Origin of the sequence: Streptomyces sp. NPDC015032 (assembly GCF_043080425.1) — a bacterium.
Classification (GTDB): Bacteria; Actinomycetota; Actinomycetes; order Streptomycetales; family Streptomycetaceae; genus Streptomyces.
This window is the reverse complement of the sequence record NZ_JBIBVN010000011.1, coordinates 165,705-185,546: the sequence shown is the minus strand read 5'-3', so window position 1 is coordinate 185,546 and position 19,842 is coordinate 165,705. Positions and strand designations below refer to the sequence as shown.

Here is a 19,842-nt window from a genome sequence, read left to right as displayed (position 1 = left end):
CTCCATGACCACCTTGATATCCACCACGGACACCCTCACCCGCGACGCCCTCGCCGTGCTGCAGCCCGGATTCACCGGCACCACCGCCCCGGACTGGGTGCTGCGCCGGGTCGACGAAGGTCTCGCCTCCGTCGCCCTGTTCGGCCGCAACATACGTACGGCCGAGCAGGTCACCGCGCTCACCTCCCAGCTCAGGGCCGAGCGCGAGGACCTTCTCGTGGCGATCGACGAGGAGGGCGGTGACGTCACCCGCCTCGAAGTGCGCACCGGATCCTCCTTCCCCGGCAACCTCGCGCTCGGTCATGTCGACGACGTGGCACTGACCCACGCGGTCGCCCTGGAGCTGGGCCGCCGGCTCGCGGAGTGCGGCGTCAACCTCAACTGGGCACCGTCCGCGGACGTCAACTCCAACCCGGGCAACCCGGTCATCGGCGTACGGTCCTTCGGCGCCGACCCCCAACTCGTGGCCCGGCACACCGCCGCGTACATCGAGGGCCTCCAGGCCGCCGGGGTCGCCGCCTGCACCAAGCACTTCCCGGGGCACGGCGACACCGCGATCGACTCGCACCACGCGATGCCGCGCATCGACGTGGACCTGGAGACGCTGTACGCCCGTGAGCTGGTGCCCTTCCGGGCGGCCATCGCGGCGGGTTCCAAGTGCGTCATGAGCGCGCACATCCTGCTGCCGGCACTCGACCCGGACCACCCCGCGACGGTGAGCCCGCAGATCCTCACCGGGCTGCTGCGCGAAGAGCTGGGCTACGACGGCCTGATCGTCACCGACGCCGTGGAGATGCGGGCCATCGCCGGGACGTACGGCATCGAGCGCGGCTCCGTCCTCGCGATCGCCGCGGGGGCCGACGCCCTGTGCGTCGGCGGCGGTCTTGAGGACGACGGCACGGTGCAGCGGCTGCGCGACGCGCTGGTCACGGCGGTACGCAACGGTGAACTCGCCGAGGAGCGGCTCGCGGACGCGGCCGCACGGGTACGTGCCCTGGCGTCCTGGACGCGAGGGGCGGAGGGGGCCGGTGCGGGGCCGGGCGCGGCAGTGCAGGAGGGGACCGCGTCCGGCGCCGGGACCGGTTCCGGCGTCGGGCTGGTCGCCGCCCGTCGCGCGGTGCGGGTGACGGGTTCCGCCGAGCCGCTGACCGAACCCGCCTACGTCGCCGCGTTCACCTCCGCGTCGAACATCGCGGTCGGGAACGAGACCCCCTGGGGCGTGGCCGCGGAGCTGGGCCGGCTGGTGCCGGGCACCCGGACCGACACCTACAGCAGCGAGACCGAGGAACCCGCGGCCGCCGTGCTGCGGGCCGCGGGGGAGCGGCGCATCGTCGTGGTGGTCCGCGACGTCCACCGCCACGCCTGGATGGCCGCGGCCATCGACGCCCTGGTGGCGGAGCGCCCCGGCACGGTCGTGGTCGAGATGGGCGTTCCGCAGGCGCCCGCCAGGGGCGCCCTGCACATCGCCACCCACGGCGCGGCCCGCGTCTGCGGCCTGGCGGCCGCGGAGATCATCGTCGGCGGGACGGACCGCCCCGGGGCCTGACAGCAGGGCGTGACGCGGCCCGAGGGCCCGCGTCACGCCCTGCCGGGCGCCCGGCCGCGCCCATGCCCGTCCGGTGCGTGAGACATCTGTCCACGCGTCCGCGTCTCCCCGCGGCGCGGGGCCGGACGGTCCCGTCCGGCGGTCGAGGACGAGCACCACCGCGGTACGTGAGAGGGCCGGGGCACCCACCACGGGTGCCCCGGCCCTCTCGCCATGTCCGGGACGACGGCCGGGGACGTCCGTTCGGATCAGGCCGGACCCGCGCCGCGGGGAGACCGGCCTGATCCGGACGAGAGACCTAGAGTCCCTGCCACAGCGGCTTCGACGCGTACGTGGCGCGGAAGTAGTCCGCCAGCGTCAGCTTCGACGCCGCGGCCTCGTCCACCACCACCGTCGCGTGCGGATGCAGCTGCAGCGCGGAGGCGGGCACGATGGAGGCCACCGGCCCCTCCACCGTCCGCGCCACGGCGTCCGCCTTGCCCTCGCCGGTCGCGAGCAGGATCGGGTGGCGGGACTCCAGGATCGTGCCGATGCCCTGGGTGATCACATGGTGCGGCACCTGCGTGATGTCGTCGTCGAAGAAGCGCGCGTTGTCGACCCGGGTCTGCTCGGTGAGCGTCTTGATCCGGGTACGCGAGGCGAGCGAGGAGCACGGCTCGTTGAAGCCGATGTGCCCGTCGGTACCGATGCCGAGGAGCTGCAGGTCCACCCCGCCGGCTTCGGCGAGCGCCCTGTCGTACGCCTGGCAGGCGGCCGGGATGTCCTCGGCGGAGCCGTCGGGACCCATGAAGGACGCCTCGGACAGGCCGAGCGGTTCGATGACCTCGCGCAGCACCACGGAGCGGTAGGACTCGGGGTGGCCCGCCGGCAGTCCGACGTACTCGTCGAGCTGGCAGATGCGGGCGCGCGAGGCGTCCACGGCGCCGGAGCGGACCTTGGCCGCCAGCGCCTGGTAGATGGGCAGCGGAGTAGAGCCCGTGGCAACGCCGAGAAGGGCGTCTGGCTTGCGGCTCAGCAGGGCGCCGATGGCCTCTGCGATGAGTTCGCCGCCTGCCTTGGCGTCCGGGACGATGACAACTTCCACGCGGGGCCTGCCGATCTGAGGAGTCGTATCTCGATATGTGGTATAGACCAATCGTGGTCCAATCTAGCAGAACCGGGTAACGCGGGCACGGCAGGCCGCACCCGTCCCGGCCGCACCCCGGCGGTGGCTGTCCGGATCCCGTGGCCGACTGGGGCGAACGGTGTCCCTGACGCACCGGAACATCCCCGGGAGGTACTCGACAGGGCCGCCGCGTATTCCGCGGGGGAGAGTGAACGGCCGGGTCGGACCATGTCCGGTGAGATGGCCGGACGGCCCGCGGCGCTGCGCCGCATCCTCGGCGCCGAAGCCCGGGCGGAGGCGGCCTCGGCGGGTTACGTGCTGCCGACGGCCGGGGTCGCCGAGGAGGTCCGGCCGATCCTGGAGATCCTGCCGCTGCCGATGCCGGCGTACCGGGTGGTGATCGCCCGCGGTCAGGGCCTGGACACTCCCCGCGCACCGGCCGAGGTCACCGCGACCCGCTGACCGCGCTGATCACGGGGGTGCGCGGCCCTCTGGGAACACCCGCGGGCCGCGGCGCCGGGACGGGACCCTCGGCCCGTCCGGCACCGCAGCCCGGAGTTGCTCGGCCGGCGGTGTGCGGTGCCCCCGGCCGGGGAGAGGCACCTGCGCGGTCAGGGCAGAGAGCGCGGGTACCTCGATCCACTCTCCTGTGCGGGGAGAGTGGAAGCTCTGTCGTACAGTATTGTGGACTAGACCATTCGCCGTGTCCATCCATCGGAGCACGGCAATTTACGGCGCCCTCCCCTTGCACGTACGGCCGGACCGTTCGGTTCGGAACCCCCGCCCGACCGCGGGTACGCTCGCACACGTGCCCTCCATGAACGACCTCGTCCGCCAGCACACAGCCCTCGGTGACACCGACCTGGAGTGGCTGCATCTGCTGGTGTCGGAGTGGCAGCTGCTCTCCGACCTCTCCTTCGCCGACCTCGTGCTGTGGGTCCCCACCCGCGACGGCACCCGCTATGTCTCCGTGGCCCAGATGCGGCCCAACACCGGCCCCACCTCCTACCAGGACGACATGGTCGGACACCTGGTGCCGCGCGGCCGCCGCCCGCTGCTGGACGCGGCGCTGGACGAGGGCCGGATCGTGCGCGAGGGCGACCCGGAGTGGCGCGAGGAGGTTCCGGTCCGGGTCGAGTCCATCCCGGTGCGCCGGGAGGGCCGGGTCCTCGGCGTCATCGCCCGCAATACCAACCTCCTGACCGTACGGACGCCGTCCCGGCTGGAGCTCACCTACCTCCAGTCGGCCTCCGACCTGGCCCAGATGATCGCCGCCGGGACCTTCCCGTTCCCCGGCCAGCAGGTCGAGATGGACGCGTCGCCGCGCGTCGGCGACGGGCTGATCAGGCTCGACGCCGACGGGGTCGTCCAGTACGCCAGCCCCAACGGCCTCTCCGCGTACCACCGCCTCGGCCTCGCCTCCGACCTGGTCGGCCAGCACCTCGGCGGGATCACCGCCGAACTGGCCCCCTCCCGCGGCCCGGTCGACGAGGCCCTCGTCAAACTCGCCAGCGGTTACGCGCCCCGAGAGTTCGAGGTCGAATGCGCGGGCGGGGTGATCCAGCTCCGGGCGATCCCGCTCAAGCCCAAGGGGGTCCGGATCGGCTCCCTGGTCCTCCTCCGGGACGTCACGGAACTGCGCCGCCGCGAGCGGGAGTTGATCACCAAGGACGCCACCATCCGGGAGATCCACCACCGGGTGAAGAACAACCTCCAGACCGTTGCCGCCCTGTTGCGGCTCCAGGCCCGTCGGATGGACTCGGCGCAGGGCCGCGAGGCGCTCAACGAGGCGGTACGGCGCGTCGGTTCGATCGCCATCGTCCATGAGACGCTGTCCCAGAATCTGGACGAGCGGGTGGAGTTCGACGAGATCGCCGACCGGGTCATCGCGATGGTCGCCGAGATCTCCCCGGGCAAGGTCACCTGCCGGCGTACGGGCCGCTTCGGCATACTCGATGCCGAAGTGGCCACACCGCTCGCGATGGTGCTCACCGAAGTTCTGCAGAACGCCCTGGAACACGCCTTCACCCTCGCCGAGTCCGGCACGGTGGAGGTGTCGGCGGTGCGCGGTGGCTCCTCCGTCGAGGCGCGGCTGCTGATCACCGTTCAGGACGACGGCTGCGGCCTGCCCGAGGGTTTCGACCCGCAGCATGCCGGCAATCTGGGGCTCCAGATCGTGAGAACGCTGGTGGAGGGCGAGTTGAGCGGAACCTTCGGAATGGTCCCGGCCACTGGGCGAGGTACCCGGGTCGTCCTCGATATCCCGGTCCGCACCGAGAAGTAGCCCCTCCCGCCAGGTCGTCCGGCCGGAACGAGCACAGCCGTCCGGCCGGAACGAGCGCAGCAGTGAGCCCGGACCGTGATCACGGTCCGGGCTCACTGTTCAAGCGTGCGCTTCGGGGGTACTGCGCGCTGCGACTCGGGGGGCGGGGTTGTGCGTACGCTCTGTACGCGCCGCCTGGCTGAGGCTCGTAGCGGTGGCGTCGGATCAGGCGCTGGCGTTACGCGCCCGGTTGCGAGCCGCACGGCGCTTCATTGCGCGGCGCTCGTCCTCGCTGAGGCCACCCCAGACGCCGGAGTCCTGGCCGGACTCGAGCGCCCACTGCAGGCACTGCTCCATGACGGGGCAGCGGCGGCAGACGGCCTTGGCTTCCTCGATCTGCAGCAGCGCAGGACCGGTGTTGCCGATGGGGAAGAACAGCTCGGGGTCTTCCTCACGACAAACGGCGTTGTGACGCCAGTCCATGGCTGCTACCTCTCCTTGGTATTACACTGTGCTTGTGAATGTGAACGCTTTCACGAATCCCCCCGCAGGTGACGAGCCGACGCCCAGATGAACTGGTTGTGGTCCTGTGCAAGTGAGGAGGGGTTCTGGCTCTCAGTGGAGGCTGTTGTTGCGCCGTCCCGATCGCCATGTAGAGATTCGCAAACCTCAGCGGCGGATACAACCCCTTCTGGAAAGTTTTTTTTGATTCCTCGGTGTCGACTAGGTCACAGCCGTACTTCCATGGGGTGGAGTCCAGCCCAAACGTTCGAGTTGAAGGACTTTGGTCCCTTCCACTCACACAATCACACGCAGTGCACGGCGTACGCCTGTGAACGTCACACTGGTGCGCACTCCCAGGTGGTCACCGTCCATCTGGAAGGGGAGCGGCGCCTTTGAATGCAAGGTGAAGTCCGTGAGGTCGTGAAGTGAAACCGCGTGCTTGCCGCGAGGTCCCTTCTCGGGGCTGGAAGTGAGCAGCTGGGTGCCGTAACGGGCGACCGCCGGAGTGGACAGCCGCTTCAGTCCGAGCACGTCCAGGCCGGTGTCGAAGGTGGCCTTCGGGGATGCGTACATGGGGCGATTCCCCAGGTAGGTCCAGGGGGCCGTGTTGGAAATTATGGACAGCACGAGGTCGGTGACCGGGTCCTGTCCGGGGGTCTCCAGGGTCATCGCGCCATGCCTGCGGTGCGGCTCTTCCAGGAACTGCCGGACCACCTGCCGTACGTACAGGGCATGGGTCGAACGCTTACCGCGTTCGCGCTGTTGTTCGACTCGGCCGACCACGCCCGCGTCAAATCCGAGCCCGGCGCAGAAAGTGAACCAGCGCCCGGGAACCGACTCGTCCTCGGTGCCGGGGGTGCCGGCCGCCAGCCCGAGGCCGACCGTACGTTCGGTGCGGTTGGCCAGTGCGTCCAGGATCGCGCCGGTCGCCTCCACCGCGTCATTGGGCAGGCCCAGGGCGCGCGCGAAGACATTGGTGGAGCCGCCGGGAACCACCGCGAGGCTCGGCAGGTTGTGCAGGTCGGGGCCGTTGTGGAGCAGGCCGTTGACCACCTCGTTGACCGTGCCGTCACCGCCCAGGGCGACCACCAGGTCGATGTCGTCGGCATCCGCGGCCTGCCGCCCCAGGTCCCGGGCATGGCCCCGGTACTCCGTGGTCACGGCCTCCAGCTTCATCTCGCTGGCCAGCGCGTGGATCAGGACGTCACGCGTCCGCGCACTGGTGGTGGTAGCAGCTGGATTGACCACGAGGAGTGCGCGCATGACCGCCAGACTACCTACCGCACGGTATCGCTCTGAAGTCCTGCCCCATAGCCTTCACGCTCGGTGACGGACCGGGCTCGTTCCCACCCCGGCTTCGCTTTCGCGGGGCCGGGATGCCAACCTGCAAGGGTGAGTACTCAGCAGAACACGCCCTCCTCGTCGCCTCTGCCGTCGGCCGGACCGGCGAAGCCGAGCAGGATCACCCTGGTGGCCGGGCTCACCGCCCTGGAGGGGGCGGCGCTCGTCGGCGGCGGGATCTACATGCTGGTCATGGGGCTGTTCGGGCGCCCGGAGAGCTCGCAGCAGGCGGAGATGGGCGGCCTCACGCTGATCGCGCTCGGCCTGATCCCGTTGATCGCCGCGCGTGGCCTGCTGCGGCGGCGCAGCTGGAGCCGCGGCCCCGCGCTCATCACGCAGATCATCGCGCTCCCGGTGGCCTGGACGCTGCTGCGGTCCCACGGTGCGCTGATCCCGGCCGGGATCGTCCTTGCCGCGGTGGTCCTGACGGCGTTCTACCAGCTGGTCAGGCCGACGACGATCGAGGCGCTCGGCATCCGCCGTCCCGGCACGACGACGGGCACCGCACCCGGCACCACGCCGGACGCCTGAGCCGGATGCCCGGGCGCCGGATGAGGCGGTCGCGAACCCGGCCGTTCCGCCTCGTGCGTACGGGCGGGGACGTACGGGCGCAGACGCTCCCGCCGTCCCGCGCGCCCGCACCGGCCCCGCGTCCTACTCCTCGACGAGCAGCCGCTCGCGCAGCTGCGCCAGTGTGCGGGCCAGCAGCCGCGAGACGTGCATCTGCGAGATGCCGACCTCCTGCGCGATCTGCGACTGGGTCATGTTGCCGAAGAAGCGCAGCAGCAGGATCCGCTTCTCGCGCGGCGGCAGGTCCTCCAGCAGCGGCTTGAGCGACTCCCGGTACTCGACGCCCTCCAGCGCCTCGTCCTCGGAGCCCAGTGTGTCCGCGACCGCCGGGGACTCGTCGTCCGTGTCCGGCACGTCCAGCGAGAGCGTGCTGTACGCATTGGCCGACTCCAGGCCCTCCAGGACCTCTTCCTCGGAGATGCCCAGCCGCTCCGCGAGCTCGTGCACCGTCGGCGAGCGGCCGTGCTGCTGGGAGAGTTCGGCGGTGGCCGTGGTGAGCGAGAGGCGCAGCTCCTGGAGCCGGCGCGGCACCCGGACCGCCCAGCCCTTGTCGCGGAAGTGACGCTTGATCTCGCCGACGACCGTCGGGGTCGCGTACGTCGAGAACTCGACGCCGCGGTCCGGGTCGAACCGGTCGACCGATTTGATCAGGCCGATCGTGGCGACCTGGGTCAGATCGTCCAGCGGCTCGCCGCGGTTGCGGAACCGGCGGGCGAGATGCTCCACGAGCGGCAGATGCATCCGCACCAGCTGATTGCGCAGCTCCGCCTTCTCTGCCGACCCGTCGGGAAGGCTGCGCAGTTCGATGAACAGCGCCCGCGCCCCGCTGCGGTCATGTGGATCGTGGTGCCCGTGCTCGCTCATCTGGCCCGCCCGCTCCGCCTGCGACTGCTCCACCGCGACCGTACGGCCCGCAGGCCCGTCCGCCCCGTCCGCCGGATGGGGCAGGGCCTGCTGCTCCGGGATGTCTGCTGCCCGCACCACCCCTGGTCGCATCGTCTCGTCCCGCACAGGACCGTCCCCGTTCCCGTTGCTCACGCCGGCCCGGGTCCCGCGCCGCGCTGTTTGTACAGGCTGATGCTGACCGTACGGTCGTCGGCCACCGTGGAGTCCACCTTCCCGGCCAGTGCGGAGAGCACCGTCCAGGCGAAGGTGTCGCGTTCCGGCGCCCGGCCGTCCGTCGTCGGCGCCGACACCGTCACCTCGAGAGAATCCTCGATGAGCCGGAAGACGCAGCTGAGGACGGAGCCCGGCACGGCCTGCTGAAGCAGGATCGCGCAGGCCTCGTCGACCGCGATACGAAGATCCTCGATCTCGTCGAGGGTGAAGTCCAAGCGCGCTGCGAGGCCGGCCGTGGCCGTACGCAGCACCGACAGGTAGGCACCCGCAGCGGGCAGTCGGACCTCTACGAAGTCCTGATTCCCGGGTTCGCCTGCGATCTGGGACACCCTCACCTCCAAGGTGGCACAAACTCTTTCGAGGATCCGGGAAGGGTGCCCCGGAGCCATGCGGTACGTCTTCGGTTCTGGCCCGGCGACGCTATCGCGATCCATGATGCCGTGTCGCCAGGCCCCAACCCATGACTGTCACTCATGGTAGGCCCATGAGTACACAGGGTGGGTAGGGGTCTGCGGCGGTCAATTACGAACAACCGGCGCCGGTTTGACGTACCCAGACGTCAGACGATCGAACCGTCCTCGAAGCACCAGCGCCAGTTCTCGCCCGGTTCGAAGCTCCGCATCACCGGATGGCCGGTCTCCTTGAAGTGCGCGGTCGCATGCTGCAAGGGGGAGGAATCGCAGCAGCCGACGTGGCCGCAGATCAGACAGAGCCGCAGCTGCACCGGGTGGCTCCCCGCCGCGAGGCAGCCGAGACAGGTCCCGCTGAGCGGGGCCGGTTCGGGGCGCGGCAGTTCTGACACGTGCGGACATTCATTCATGATTGTCAGGTTACGACGGATGCGAGGACCGTGAGATGGATGCATTGCCGCTGGTGGCACTGGTTGCTGCGAGTGCGGCCGTGGCGGGGGCCGCGCGCCGCACCCCCGTACCGGCCCCCCTGCTGCTGGTCGCGGCGGGGCTGGTCGCCTCGTACCTGCCGGGGGTGCCGACGTACACCCTGGACGCGCACATCGTGCTGCCGCTGCTGCTGCCTCCGTTGCTCTACACGGCGGCCGTGGACAGCTCGTACCTCGATCTGCGGGCCAATCTCCGGCCCATCGCGCTGCTCTCCGTCGGCTACGTCCTCTTCGCGACCGTCGCGGTCGGCTGGCTGGCGTACCGCCTCGTGCCCGACCTGCCCCTCACCGCCGCGCTGGTGCTCGGCGCGGTCGTCGCCCCGCCGGACGCGGTCACGGCCGCCGCGATCGCCCGCCGGGTCGGGCTGCCCGGCCGCGTCACGACGATCCTGCAGGGCGAGTCCCTGGTGAACGACGCCACCGCGATCACCGCCTACAAGGTGGCGCTCGCCGCCGCCGTCGGCGAGGGCATGAGCTGGGGCGCCGGGATCGGTGAATTCTTCCTCGCCGCGGTCGGCGGTGTCGCGGTCGGCCTGGCGTTGATGGTGCCGCTGCACTGGCTCCGTACGCACCTCAAGGAGGCCCTGCTCCAGAACACGCTGTCGCTGCTGATCCCCTTCGTGGCGTATGCGGCTGCCGAGCGCGTGCACGCCTCCGGGGTGCTCGCCGTGGTCGTCGTCGCGCTCTATCTGGGGCACCGGTCCTGGCAGGTGGACTTCGCGACCCGGCTCCAGGAGGCGGCCGTGTGGAAGATGGTCGCGTTCATCCTGGAGTCCGCGGTCTTCGCGCTGATCGGGCTCCAGCTGCCCTTCGTACTGAGGGGGCTCGGCACGTACGCGGTGGCGGACGCCCTCTGGTACGCGGTCGCCGTGTTCCTCGCCGTGGTCGTCGTCCGCTTCATCTGGGTCTACCCGGCGACGTATCTGCCCCGGTGGCTGTCGCGGCGGATCAGGGAGCGCGAGCCGGGGACGACCTGGAGGGGGCCGCTGATCGTCGGCTGGGCCGGCATGCGCGGGGTCGTCTCGCTCGCCATCGCCTTCTCCATCCCCTTGGCCACGACCGCCGGGGCGGCCTTCCCGGCCCGCAACCTGGTGCTGTTCCTGACCTTCACCACCGTCATCGGCACCCTCGTCGTCCAGGGGCTCAGCCTGCCGTTGCTGGTGCGCGTCCTGAGGCTTCCCGGGCGCGACGTGACGGCGGAGACACTGGCCGAGGCGCAGGCGCAGAGCGAGGCGTCCGGGGCTGCCGAGGTGCGTCTGGTGGAGCTGCTCGACGACCGGCGCAACGCTCTGCCGGGACCGCTCACCGACCGGCTGCGCGCCGTCCTGGAACGCCGTCGCAATGCGGTGTGGGAGCGGCTGGGCGCGGCCAATCCGGTGACCGGGGAGTCGGCGGACGACACGTACCGGCGCCTGGCCGGGGAGATGATCGACGCCGAGCGCGAGGTCTTCGTGCGGCTGCGGGACGAGCGGCGGATCGACGACGAGATGCTCCGCAAGCTGCTCAGACGGCTCGACCTGGAGGAGGCGGCGGCCTACCGGGAGGAGTCGGGCCCGCCCTGACCGGGCGCGTCGGAAGGAAGGCCGGCGCGTCGGGTGGTGGCCGACGCCGGGGCCGGCCCGCCTGCCGACGCCGGGGGTACGGAGTCCGGCCGGCCCGTGACCACGGCCGCGACCGTGGTGCCCGCCGGGAACGCACCCTCCTCGGCCAGCGCGGTGAGCGCGTACAGCAGCTTGGCGACGTAGAGCCGCTCCACGGGCAGTCCGTGCCGCTGCTCGAAGTCGTCCGCGAAGGCGTGCAGCTGCGGGGTCGTACGGGCGTAGCCGCCGAAGTGGAAGCGTTCGTCCAGGGACCACGACCCGGCAGGCCCGCCGAACGCCTCCCGCTGCAGTTCCCGTACCGCGTCGCCGAGGAAGCCGCCGCGCAGTACCGGGATGCCGAGGGCGCGCTGCCCCGGTGCGAGGCCGGCGGCGAGCCCGGCGAGCGTGCCACCGGTACCGCAGGCCACCGCGACCACATCGGACCGTCCGCGCAGCTCGTGGCCCAGCTCCGTACAGCCCTGTGCGGCCAGGGCGTTGCTGCCGCCCTCCGGAATGACGCAGCACTCCCCGAAGGCGCTCAGCAACCCCGCCAGGACCTCGGGACCGGCCTTCGCGCGGTACGTCGTACGGTCCACGAAGTGCAGGGTCATTCCATCGGCGGCGCACTGCGCGAGCGAGGGGTTGAGCGGGCGGCCGGCCAGTTCGTCACCGCGTACGACCCCGACGGTGGGGAACCCGAGCAGCCGCCCGGCGGCGGCGGTGGCCCGCAGATGGTTGGAGTAGGCGCCGCCGAAGGTCAGCACGGTCCGCCCGGCGGCGGCCCGCAGGTTGGGGGCGAGCTTGCGCCACTTGTTGCCCGGGAGATCGGGGTGGATCAGATCGTCGCGCTTGAGCAGCAGCCGTACGCCGTGGCGCGCGAAGCGGTCGTCCTCGGCCGGTTGCAGGGGTGAGGGGAGCACCGGTCGCAGGCGGGAGAGATCGAGCGCTTCGGAAGGCATGCCGCCATTGTCGTCGTGCTGCAGCGGGCGTTGCCGGGGAGGGGGCGGGTGCGGGTCGCTTCGGTCCTTGCCGTCCCCGGGGTTCTCGCACGCGCAGCCGTAGAGGTGCCGGTTCCCGTCGGTGCCGGTTCCCGACGGTGCCGGCCTCGTTGTCGGACGGGAGGCGCTTCTCGGCGGCGACGGCGCGTGATGCGTCGTCGCCGCCGAGTCCGGCGTGACCGGCCCCGCCGTAGGGACTTTTGTCCGGATCACCCCGTGGCACGGCGGGCCGGTCGGCTCCGGGGGCGGTGGGCCGGTGTCAGTCCTGGGCGAGCCACAGGTCGGGGCCGAACACCTCGTAGTGGATGTCGGCCGCGGGGACGCCCTTGGCCAGCAGCTGGGTACGTACCGCCCGCATGAAGGGCAGCGGGCCGCAGAGGTAGGCGTGGGTGCCGGGGGTGACCACGAGATCGCTCAGGTCGACCCGCCCGGTGCGGTCGGCGGGGTGACCGGGCTCCGGGTCCTCGTACCAGAAGTGCGCGGTGGCGTCGGCGAGTTTGCCGGTGAGCAGGGCGTGGTCGGTGCGCATCGCGTGGGTGGCGGGGGAGCGGTCGGCGTGCACGACGGTGACCGGGGCGCGGTGGCCGGTTGCCGCGAGGTGCTCCAGCATCGAGAGCATCGGGGTGCAGCCGATGCCCGCGGAGGCGAGCAGGAGCGGGGAGTCGGCGGAGTCGAGCACGAGGTCGCCGTACGGGGCGGAGACCCGCAGCCGGTCGCCGGCGCCGACCTCGGCGTGCAGATGACGGGAGACCTCGCCGTCGGGCGAGCCGCCGCCGTGCACCCGCTTGACGGTGATCGAGCGCACCGGCGAGCCGGGGGCGCTGGAGAGGCTGTACTGGCGTATCTGGTGGGCGCCGTCGGGGAGTTCCACCTGTACGGAGACGTAGTGGCCGGGGCGGAAGGCGGGGGCGGGCGCGCCGTCCGCCGGGCGGAGCTGGAAGGTGGCGACATCGGCCGTCTCCTCGATCCGGGCGGTCACCTCCCACTCGCGCCACACGTCGCCCGCGACGACGCCCTGCTGCGCGTACAGCCGCTCCTCGATCGAGATCAGGGCGCCCGCCATCAGCCAGTAGACCTCGTCCCAGGCGGCGGCGACCTCCGGGGTGACCGCGTCGCCGAGCACTTCGGCGATGGCGGCGAACAGATGGGTGTGCACGATGTCGTACTGCGCGGCGGTGACGCCGAGCGAGGCGTGCTTGTGGGCGATCCGGCCGAGCATCACGTCGGGGCGGGTGTCCGGGTGTTCGACCAGCTGGGTCGCGAAGGCGGCGATGGAGCCCGCAAGGGCCTGGCGCTGGGCGCCGGACGCCTGGTTGCCGCGGTTGAACAGGTCGCGCAGCAGCTCGGGGTGGGCGTCGAAGAGCTTGCGGTAGAAGAGATCGGCGATGTCTCCGATGGCCGCTCCCACGGCGGGGAGGGTGGCACGGACAGTGGCGGTCGACGTCTCGGAGAGCATCGGTGACTCCTGATTCTAGAATTGGAATCTTAGATTCGTATTTTTGGGCACAGTGAAACCGGGTGAGGGCACCCGTGGTGCGAGGGGAGTGGGGTGTCGGGAGGGGGTGCGGCTCAGTCGGGCGCCGGGCGGCTGCTGCTGATGCCGATCAGCAGGGGGCCGGTGGGAGAGGCGACGAGTTCGGCGACCGTGATCGGGTCGAGTGTCGCGTAGAAGGACTCCTCCGCCTGGCGCAGGGCGCCGCGCAGTCGGCAGGCCGAGCGGAGGGGGCAGGGGGTGGCGCCCTCGCACTCGACGACGTCGCCGGGCCCCTCCAGCTCCCGCACGAGTCCGCCGATCGAGGCGGAGCGGCCCGCTGCGGTGAGGCTGAGCCCGCCGCCGCGGCCCCGGCGTGCCTCGATGAGGCCGAGGTGCTGGAGCTTGGCGACGACCTTCGCGGTATGGGTGTACGGCACCTGCATGGTCGCCGCCACCTCCCGGGTGGTCGGCGGGTCCTCGCTCTTCACGACGGCGAGGCGCATCAGTACGCGCAGCGCCACGTCGGTGAATCTCGTCAGCCGCATGACGGTCACGCTAGATAAGTTGCATCAGGTATGCAAATTAACGTCGTCCGCGGGCATCGCCGAGCGTTGTGCCCAGCCCAAAGGCCGATTAATCACACTCATTTGTGTAATGGTGTGCCGACTCTCCGTGCTGAAAGGCTTCTTCGCGCAGGCCAACCAGTGATCGAGAGGGCGTCAGATGTCCGTTGGTGAAGAGGTTCAGAACGCACCGGTGCCGCCGCAGCAGAGTCTGGGCACGGCGGCGGCGCGGAACCTCGCGACGACCACCAAGTCCGCTCCGCAGATGCAGGAGATCACCTCGCGGTGGCTGCTGAAGATGCTGCCATGGGTGCAGGTGCAGGGCGGCACGTACCGGGTGAACCGCAGGCTGAGCTACTCGGTGGGGGACGGCCGGGTGACCTTCGTGCAGACCGGCGACCGGGTCTCCGTCATCCCCGCCGAGCTCGGAGAGCTCCCCGCCCTGCGGGAGTTCGGCGACGAGGAGGTGCTCGGTGAGCTGGCCCGGCGGTGTGAGCAGCGCGACATCGCGGCCGGCCAGTCGCTGGCCTCCGCCGGGGACGCGGCGGACCGCGTCTTCCTGCTGGCGCACGGCAAGGTCGAGAAGGTCGGCACCGGCCCGTACGGGGACGAGACGGTCCTCGGGGTCCACGCCGACGGGGCCTACTTCGGCGACCACGCCCTGCTCGACGGCGACGCGGTCTGGGAGTACACGGCCCGCGCCGTCACCGCCTGCACGGTGCTGACGCTGAGCCGGGCCGATGTGCTGAACCTCGCCGAGCGCGCCGATTCGCTCCGCGCCCACCTCACCGGGCTGCTCAGCGTCCCGCAGCAGCGCACCAACAAGTACGGCGAGGCGGCGATCGACCTCTCCGCCGGTCATGTCGGCGAAGCCGTCGTCCCGCACACGTTCGTCGACTACGAGGCGGCGCCGCGCGAGTACGAACTGAGCGTCGCCCAGACCGTGCTGAAGGTCCACAGCCGGGTCGCCGACCTCTACAACCAGCCGATGAACCAGACCGAGCAGCAGTTGCGGCTCACGGTCGAGGCGCTGCGCGAGCGCCAGGAGCACGAGCTGATCAACAACCGGGAGTTCGGTCTGCTCAACAACTGCGACTACGGGCAGCGCCTCCAGCCGCACGACGGGGTGCCCAGCCCCGACGACATGGACGAACTGCTCTCCCGCCGCCGGGGCTCCAAGCTGTTCCTCGCCCACCCGCGGGCCATCGCCGCGTTCGGCCGCGAATGCAACAAGCGCGGTCTGGTGCCGGAGAGCGTGGACGTCGGCGGACACCACGTGCCGGCCTGGCGGGGCGTACCGATCTTCCCGTCCAACAAGATCCCCGTCACCGACGCCCGGACCACATCGATCATCTGCATGAGGACGGGGGAGGACGAGCAGGGCGTCATCGGACTCCAGCAGACCGGCATCCCCGACGAGATCGAGCCCAGTCTGTCAGTGCGCTTCATGGGCATCGACGAGCAGGCGATCATCTCCTACCTGGTGACGGCCTACTACTCCGCGGCCATCCTCGTACCGGACGCCCTCGGCGTACTGGAAAACGTCGAGGTCAGCCGCTGGCGGTAGCCGCTCGGGGGCCCGGACGGCAGAGTCCGGGCCCCCGTCAACCTCCGCCACCGGGCAGCCGTGCCCGGGGCGGCCTCGGGAGGACGCCCCAGTGAAGACCCACCACGCACTCCAACCACCCACACCCCGCGCACCGGGCGACGACGACCCGGCCGCCCTCGCCCCGCGGGCCCAGGAGGCCCCGGCCCTCCTGGAGCAGACCAGGACCCTCGTCGATCCCGAACTGCGCGCCGCCGTCGACTCCTTGCCCGGATCGATCCGCCGCGTCGCGATGTACCACTTCGGCTGGCAGCGGGCCGACGGCACACCGTTGTTTGGAGGGGCGGGCAAAGCGATCAGGCCCGCCCTCGTCCTCGCCGCCGCCCGGGCGCTGGGCGGCGACCCGCAACGGGCGGTACGGGCAGCCGTCGCCGTGGAACTGGTCCACAACTTCACCCTGCTGCACGACGACGTCATCGACGAGGACCGGACCCGTCGGCACCGGCCCACGGCCTGGGCGGTCTTCGGCGTCCCGGACGCGGTCATCGCCGGCGACGCCCTGCTCGCCCTCGCCCAGCGCCTGCTGGCCGAGGACAGCGACCCGGCCTCGGCCCGCGCCTCGGCACGGCTCTCGACCTGTGTCATCGAACTCTGCGCGGGCCAGCAGGCCGACTGCGCCTTCGAGGAGCGTGACCCGGGCGAGGTCTCGCTCGACGAGTGCCTCACCATGGCCGTCGCCAAGACGGGCGCCCTGCTCGGCTGTGCCTGCGCGCTCGGGGCGCTGTACACCGGCGCGGAGGAACGGGCGGTCGGGGCGATGGACGGATTCGGCCGGGAGTCGGGCCTCGCCTTCCAGCTCATCGACGATCTGATCGGCATCTGGGGGGACCCGGCACAGACCGGGAAGCCGGTCGGGGCGGATCTCGTCGCCCACAAGAAGTCCCTGCCCGTGGTCGCCGCACTGACCTCCGGCACCCCGGCAGCATCCGAACTCGCCGCGCTCTACCGGGGACCGATGAACACCCCCGGTGAGGTGAGCCGCGCCACCGATGCCGTCGACCGGGCCGGCGGCCGGGACTGGGCGCAGATCTGCGCCGCGGACCGGATGGCACGCGCCGTCCACCACCTGTCGCGGGCGGTCCCCGACCTGGCCGCGGCGGGCGACCTCCTGACCCTGGCGGAGTTCGTCACCCGCCGGACGCACTGAGCCCGGGGAGGAGACAGAGCGGCACGGGCGGCGGCACCGGAGGGACGCGGAGAGGGGACGGGAGCCGAGTGCGCCGAGAGCGGTAAAGGGGGAGGGAGACGAACGGAGAAAGGGTGCCGGAGCGAGGCGGCGAGAGCGAGGAGAACGGCGCAAGGTGCCGAGGTCACAGGGTCCGTGAGGCGAAAAGGAGGGCGACAGCGCGGCTGTCATGAGCACGGGCTACAGTCCCTGCCCATGACAGATGAGTCATGGGCAGGGTGGTACCGGGACCGACAGGGTTCCGACGCCGTCGTCCTCACCACCGACGGACAGCAACTCCGCCTCCGGATCAGGGGCATCGACTTCGAGGGCGAAAGCTTCGACGGCCTCGCCCCGGTGGCCGGCACACCACCGGCCGACGGCCTGTTCGCCCTGGTGGACGGTGTGTTGGGCGACTGCGTCCTGGAGTGGGACCTGCCGCTCCCGGTCGTCTGGGACGGATCCGTCCATCAGGCCACGCTCAGCTGCCTGTTGTCGCTGCGCCGCCCCGATCCGTATCTCTACCTGGAGCTGCAGTTCGGCGGGGCCGCGTACGGATCCCACCGCGCCGAGACCGACTTCGCGTCCGCGCTCGCCACGATCCAGCGCGTCCTGCCGCCCGACGTGCGTCTCCAGACCTGTATCGCCTGCGCCTTCTCGGACTACTTTCCGGCGCTCCGCCGCGGTCTCTCCGGCGGCCTGGCATGCTTCCGGGGCGCCAAGGACGCCTACCGCGGGGCGGCCGGCGAGGGTGACGTCCTGGACCTGTGGGACCGGCGTACCGGATTCGTCCAGGAGGTCTGGAGCTGCCGCGAGTACGAACCCCGACCGGACCGGGGCGCCGGTACGGGGCATCGGGGCGCGTTCCCGCTGGAACTGGCCTGAACCTCCCCGTACGACCGGTTCGTTGTCGACCAGTCCGTCAGCCCGTCGGCCCGTCCATCGGGCTGTCGGCTGCTCGGCTGGTCGGCCGGGCATGTCGGTCTGCTTCCGGCTCGCTTCCGGCCCGATGCCATTACGTCAGTTGCCGGTGCCGTGCCAGTCGTCGGTCGCGTCGATGTTGGAGACGGCGCTGCGGGCGGCGAGGGCGGCATCTCCGGCACGCAGGGCGTCGAGAAGGTCCTCGTGCCCGCGGCGGTCCGCGCCGTCGAAGCCGTGATCGTCCCAGTGGGTCGCCATGGAACGGCGCAGGGCCGGGCCGAGGGCGGAGTAGAGGTCGCCCAGCAGGCCGTTGCCCGCGGCGTCGGCGACGGCCTGGTGGAAGGCGTGGTCGGCCTGGATCCATGCGTCGCGGTCGCGGTGCTGCCAGGCGGTGGCGCGCCGGGCCAGCAGTTCGCCGAGGTGGGTGACGGCTTCCGGGGAGATGCGGGCGGCGGCCAGGCGAGCGGCCTGGGCGTCCAGGGCCTGGCGCACTTCGAGGACCTCGCCCAGTTCGCTGCCGAGGCGCTGGATGGCACCGGACAGTTCGCTGGTGGCGCGCACGTAGGTGCCGTCGCCCTGCCGTGCCTGGAGCAGGCCAGCGTGGATGAGGGCGCGCGTGGCCTCACGCAGGGTTCCCCGGGCGATGCCGAGTTGCTCGATGAGCGCCGTCTCGGTCGGGATGCGGGCCCCCACCGGCCACCTTCCCGAGGTGATCTCGGTACGCAGGCGCTGGATGACGTCGTCGACCAGCACCGAGCGGCGGACGGAGGGGAGAGTCACGGAGAGTCCATTCTGGTCGGGCGGCCGGTGACCGGGTGGCCCGGCATGGGGTGTGGTCCTGGCGCAATCATACCTCTAAAGGTTGGACGTTAAAGGTCAGACGTTTTATGTTTATGCCATGTTGCTGACCCGTCGTCCCCCGCACACCGGCCCCGTTCCGGATCCCGCTCGCCCGTTCTCCCGCTCCGGCGCGGCGTGGCTGACCGCGATCGGCGTCGTCCTGATCGCCTTCAACCTTCGGCTGAGCATCAGCAGCGCGTCCGCGCTGCTGGAACAGGTGCGGGCCCAGCTGGGGTTCGGTCCCCTTGTCGCCTCCCTGGTCCCGGCGCTGCCGACGCTGTGTTTCGCGGCGGTGGGCGCGACCGGCGCCATGCTGGCTCGGCGGGTGGGCGCCGAGCGCGCCGTCCTGCTGGCGCTGCTGGCGCTGACCGCGGGGCTCGCCGTGCGCGCGGTGCCCCGGACCGGGGCGCTGCTGGCGGGCACGCTCCTGGGCGCGGCCGGGCTGGCCCTGTGCAACGTCCTGCTGCCCGCGGTGGTCAAGGCGCACTTTCCCGGCCGGGTGGCCCTGCTGACCGGGGTGTACACCACTACGATGGCACTCGGCTCGGCCGTGGCCGCGGCCACGGCGGTCCCTGTCGCCGGCCTTGCCGGTACGCCGACGCTGGGTCTGGCGGCCTGGGCCCTGCCCGCCCTGGTCGCGCTCGCGGTGTGGGCGCTGCGGCCGGATTCCTGGAAGGGTGCGGTGTGGCAGGCGGGCGGCGGTGCCGTCTCGGCCTGGAGTGCTGGACGTACTCGGTTCGGGCTGCTGGTGACCGCGTTCTTCGCTCTCCAGTCCCTCAACAGCTACGTGGTCATCGGCTGGCTGCCGACCGTTCTGTCGGACCACGGAATGAGTGCCGACCGGGCCGGAGTCATGCTGGGCCTGGCGCTGATCGTGGGAGTCCCCTCGACCTTCGTCCTGATGCCGCTCACCGGGACGGCGTTTCGGCTGCGGCTGGCGTTCATCGGCGTCGGTGCCGCGCTGATGGCCGGATATCTCGGCCTGCTGTGCGCCCCGCTGGCCCTGCCCGCGCTCTGGGCCGTGCTGACCGGCCTCGGGCTCGGGGCGTTTCCGCTGGTCCTGGCCATCATCGGGGCGAGCGGCCGGAGTGCGCAGGAGACCGCCGCGCTGTCCACCTTCTCCCAGAGCACCGGATACCTCCTTGCGTCGGCCGGCCCCTTCGGCGTCGGGCTGCTGCACTCCGCCACCGAAGGGTGGGCACTGCCCCTCGCCGTACTGCTCGTGCTCGCCGCCCTCCAACTGCTCGTCGGGCTTGCTCTCACCGCGGCGAGGGCAACCCGCGTGTGACCCCGCCGGACGGCCGGGCGGCGACCTGTGGCCCGGGGCGACGTGCGGTCGGGGGGCGCCG

Annotated in this window: 18 protein-coding genes and 1 pseudogene; 9 read left to right on the top strand and 10 right to left on the bottom strand. The window is 71.4% G+C overall.

Features of this window, described 5'->3' with window-relative positions:
* Positions 1-4: 4 nt before the first annotated feature.
* Positions 5-1,546 carry a glycoside hydrolase family 3 protein gene (locus tag ACF08M_RS18485; protein ID WP_392186290.1) on the top strand — a complete coding sequence of 514 codons (1,542 nt, stop codon included), beginning with the start codon at positions 5-7 and terminating at the stop codon, positions 1,544-1,546.
* 298 nt (positions 1,547-1,844) lie between these two features.
* Here the strand turns inward: ACF08M_RS18485 and nagB are convergent, their stop codons facing one another.
* Positions 1,845-2,630 (bottom strand): glucosamine-6-phosphate deaminase, encoded by a 786-nt coding sequence (gene nagB, locus ACF08M_RS18480; RefSeq protein ID WP_392186289.1) that lies wholly within the window; start codon positions 2,628-2,630, stop codon positions 1,845-1,847.
* Between the two features lie 315 nt (positions 2,631-2,945).
* Here nagB and ACF08M_RS18475 point away from each other — a divergent pair.
* Positions 2,946-3,113 (top strand): annotated as a pseudogene (locus ACF08M_RS18475) (glucosamine-6-phosphate deaminase); the annotation flags it as partial.
* Between the two features lie 355 nt (positions 3,114-3,468).
* Positions 3,469-4,935, top strand: a complete 1,467-nt coding sequence (locus ACF08M_RS18470) for a histidine kinase N-terminal domain-containing protein (RefSeq protein ID WP_392186347.1) — start codon at positions 3,469-3,471, stop codon at positions 4,933-4,935.
* 204 nt (positions 4,936-5,139) lie between these two features.
* On the opposite strand, the gene ACF08M_RS18465 is transcribed toward ACF08M_RS18470, so the two are convergent.
* Positions 5,140-5,397: a WhiB family transcriptional regulator gene (locus ACF08M_RS18465; RefSeq protein WP_003953983.1), complete on the bottom strand. Its 258-nt coding sequence runs from the start codon at positions 5,395-5,397 to the stop codon at positions 5,140-5,142.
* Positions 5,398-5,712: 315 nt separating this feature from the next.
* Positions 5,713-6,681, bottom strand: a complete 969-nt coding sequence (locus ACF08M_RS18460; protein WP_392186288.1) for a diacylglycerol/lipid kinase family protein — start codon at positions 6,679-6,681, stop codon at positions 5,713-5,715.
* 207 nt (positions 6,682-6,888) lie between these two features.
* Here ACF08M_RS18460 and ACF08M_RS18455 point away from each other — a divergent pair, with 207 nt between their 5' ends.
* A complete protein-coding gene (locus tag ACF08M_RS18455; RefSeq protein ID WP_392186346.1) occupies positions 6,889-7,290 on the top strand; it encodes a hypothetical protein in 402 nt (133 codons plus the stop codon).
* Between the two features lie 123 nt (positions 7,291-7,413).
* Here the strand turns inward: ACF08M_RS18455 and ACF08M_RS18450 are convergent, their stop codons facing one another.
* From ACF08M_RS18450 to ACF08M_RS18440, 3 genes are all read right to left on the bottom strand, one after another.
* Complete coding sequence (locus tag ACF08M_RS18450; RefSeq protein WP_392186345.1) at positions 7,414-8,475, bottom strand: RNA polymerase sigma factor SigF; 1,062 nt, start codon at positions 8,473-8,475, stop codon at positions 7,414-7,416.
* A complete protein-coding gene (locus ACF08M_RS18445) occupies positions 8,364-8,777 on the bottom strand; it encodes an anti-sigma regulatory factor (protein WP_392186344.1) in 414 nt (137 codons plus the stop codon). The genes ACF08M_RS18450 and ACF08M_RS18445 overlap by 112 nt, the downstream gene beginning before the upstream one ends.
* Before the next feature lie 230 nt (positions 8,778-9,007).
* Entirely contained in the window at positions 9,008-9,268 is a 261-nt protein-coding gene (locus tag ACF08M_RS18440) for a UBP-type zinc finger domain-containing protein (protein ID WP_392186287.1), read from the bottom strand.
* A gap of 35 nt (positions 9,269-9,303) precedes the next feature.
* Here ACF08M_RS18440 and ACF08M_RS18435 point away from each other — a divergent pair, with 35 nt between their 5' ends.
* Positions 9,304-10,908: a Na+/H+ antiporter gene (locus tag ACF08M_RS18435; protein ID WP_392186286.1), complete on the top strand. Its 1,605-nt coding sequence runs from the start codon at positions 9,304-9,306 to the stop codon at positions 10,906-10,908.
* On the opposite strand, the gene ACF08M_RS18430 is transcribed toward ACF08M_RS18435, so the two are convergent.
* From ACF08M_RS18430 to ACF08M_RS18420, 3 genes are all read right to left on the bottom strand, one after another.
* Positions 10,881-11,885, bottom strand: coding sequence for a 1-aminocyclopropane-1-carboxylate deaminase/D-cysteine desulfhydrase (locus tag ACF08M_RS18430; protein WP_392186285.1), 1,005 nt, complete (start codon positions 11,883-11,885; stop codon positions 10,881-10,883). The genes ACF08M_RS18435 and ACF08M_RS18430 overlap by 28 nt on opposite strands.
* A gap of 298 nt (positions 11,886-12,183) precedes the next feature.
* Positions 12,184-13,380, bottom strand: a complete 1,197-nt coding sequence (locus ACF08M_RS18425) for a globin domain-containing protein (RefSeq protein ID WP_392186284.1) — start codon at positions 13,378-13,380, stop codon at positions 12,184-12,186.
* A gap of 113 nt (positions 13,381-13,493) precedes the next feature.
* Positions 13,494-13,943, bottom strand: coding sequence for an RrF2 family transcriptional regulator (locus tag ACF08M_RS18420; protein WP_392186283.1), 450 nt, complete (start codon positions 13,941-13,943; stop codon positions 13,494-13,496).
* A gap of 178 nt (positions 13,944-14,121) precedes the next feature.
* Between ACF08M_RS18420 and ACF08M_RS18415 the strand changes: the two genes are divergently transcribed.
* The 3 genes from ACF08M_RS18415 to ACF08M_RS18405 all read left to right on the top strand — a co-directional run bounded on the left by ACF08M_RS18415 (position 14,122) and on the right by ACF08M_RS18405 (position 17,617).
* Positions 14,122-15,528 carry a family 2B encapsulin nanocompartment shell protein gene (locus ACF08M_RS18415; protein ID WP_392186282.1) on the top strand — a complete coding sequence of 469 codons (1,407 nt, stop codon included), beginning with the start codon at positions 14,122-14,124 and terminating at the stop codon, positions 15,526-15,528.
* A 190-nt stretch (positions 15,529-15,718) separates the two neighbouring features.
* Entirely contained in the window at positions 15,719-16,714 is a 996-nt protein-coding gene (locus ACF08M_RS18410) for a family 2 encapsulin nanocompartment cargo protein polyprenyl transferase (protein ID WP_392186343.1), read from the top strand.
* A 234-nt stretch (positions 16,715-16,948) separates the two neighbouring features.
* A complete protein-coding gene (locus ACF08M_RS18405; protein ID WP_392186281.1) occupies positions 16,949-17,617 on the top strand; it encodes a DUF6304 family protein in 669 nt (222 codons plus the stop codon).
* 135 nt (positions 17,618-17,752) lie between these two features.
* Here ACF08M_RS18405 and ACF08M_RS18400 read toward each other — a convergent pair whose 3' ends face one another.
* Positions 17,753-18,433, bottom strand: a complete 681-nt coding sequence (locus ACF08M_RS18400; RefSeq protein ID WP_392186280.1) for a FadR/GntR family transcriptional regulator — start codon at positions 18,431-18,433, stop codon at positions 17,753-17,755.
* Between the two features lie 118 nt (positions 18,434-18,551).
* On the opposite strand from ACF08M_RS18400, the gene ACF08M_RS18395 reads away from it, so the two are divergent.
* Complete coding sequence (locus ACF08M_RS18395) at positions 18,552-19,781, top strand: MFS transporter (RefSeq protein WP_392186279.1); 1,230 nt, start codon at positions 18,552-18,554, stop codon at positions 19,779-19,781.
* Positions 19,782-19,842 lie beyond the last annotated feature (61 nt).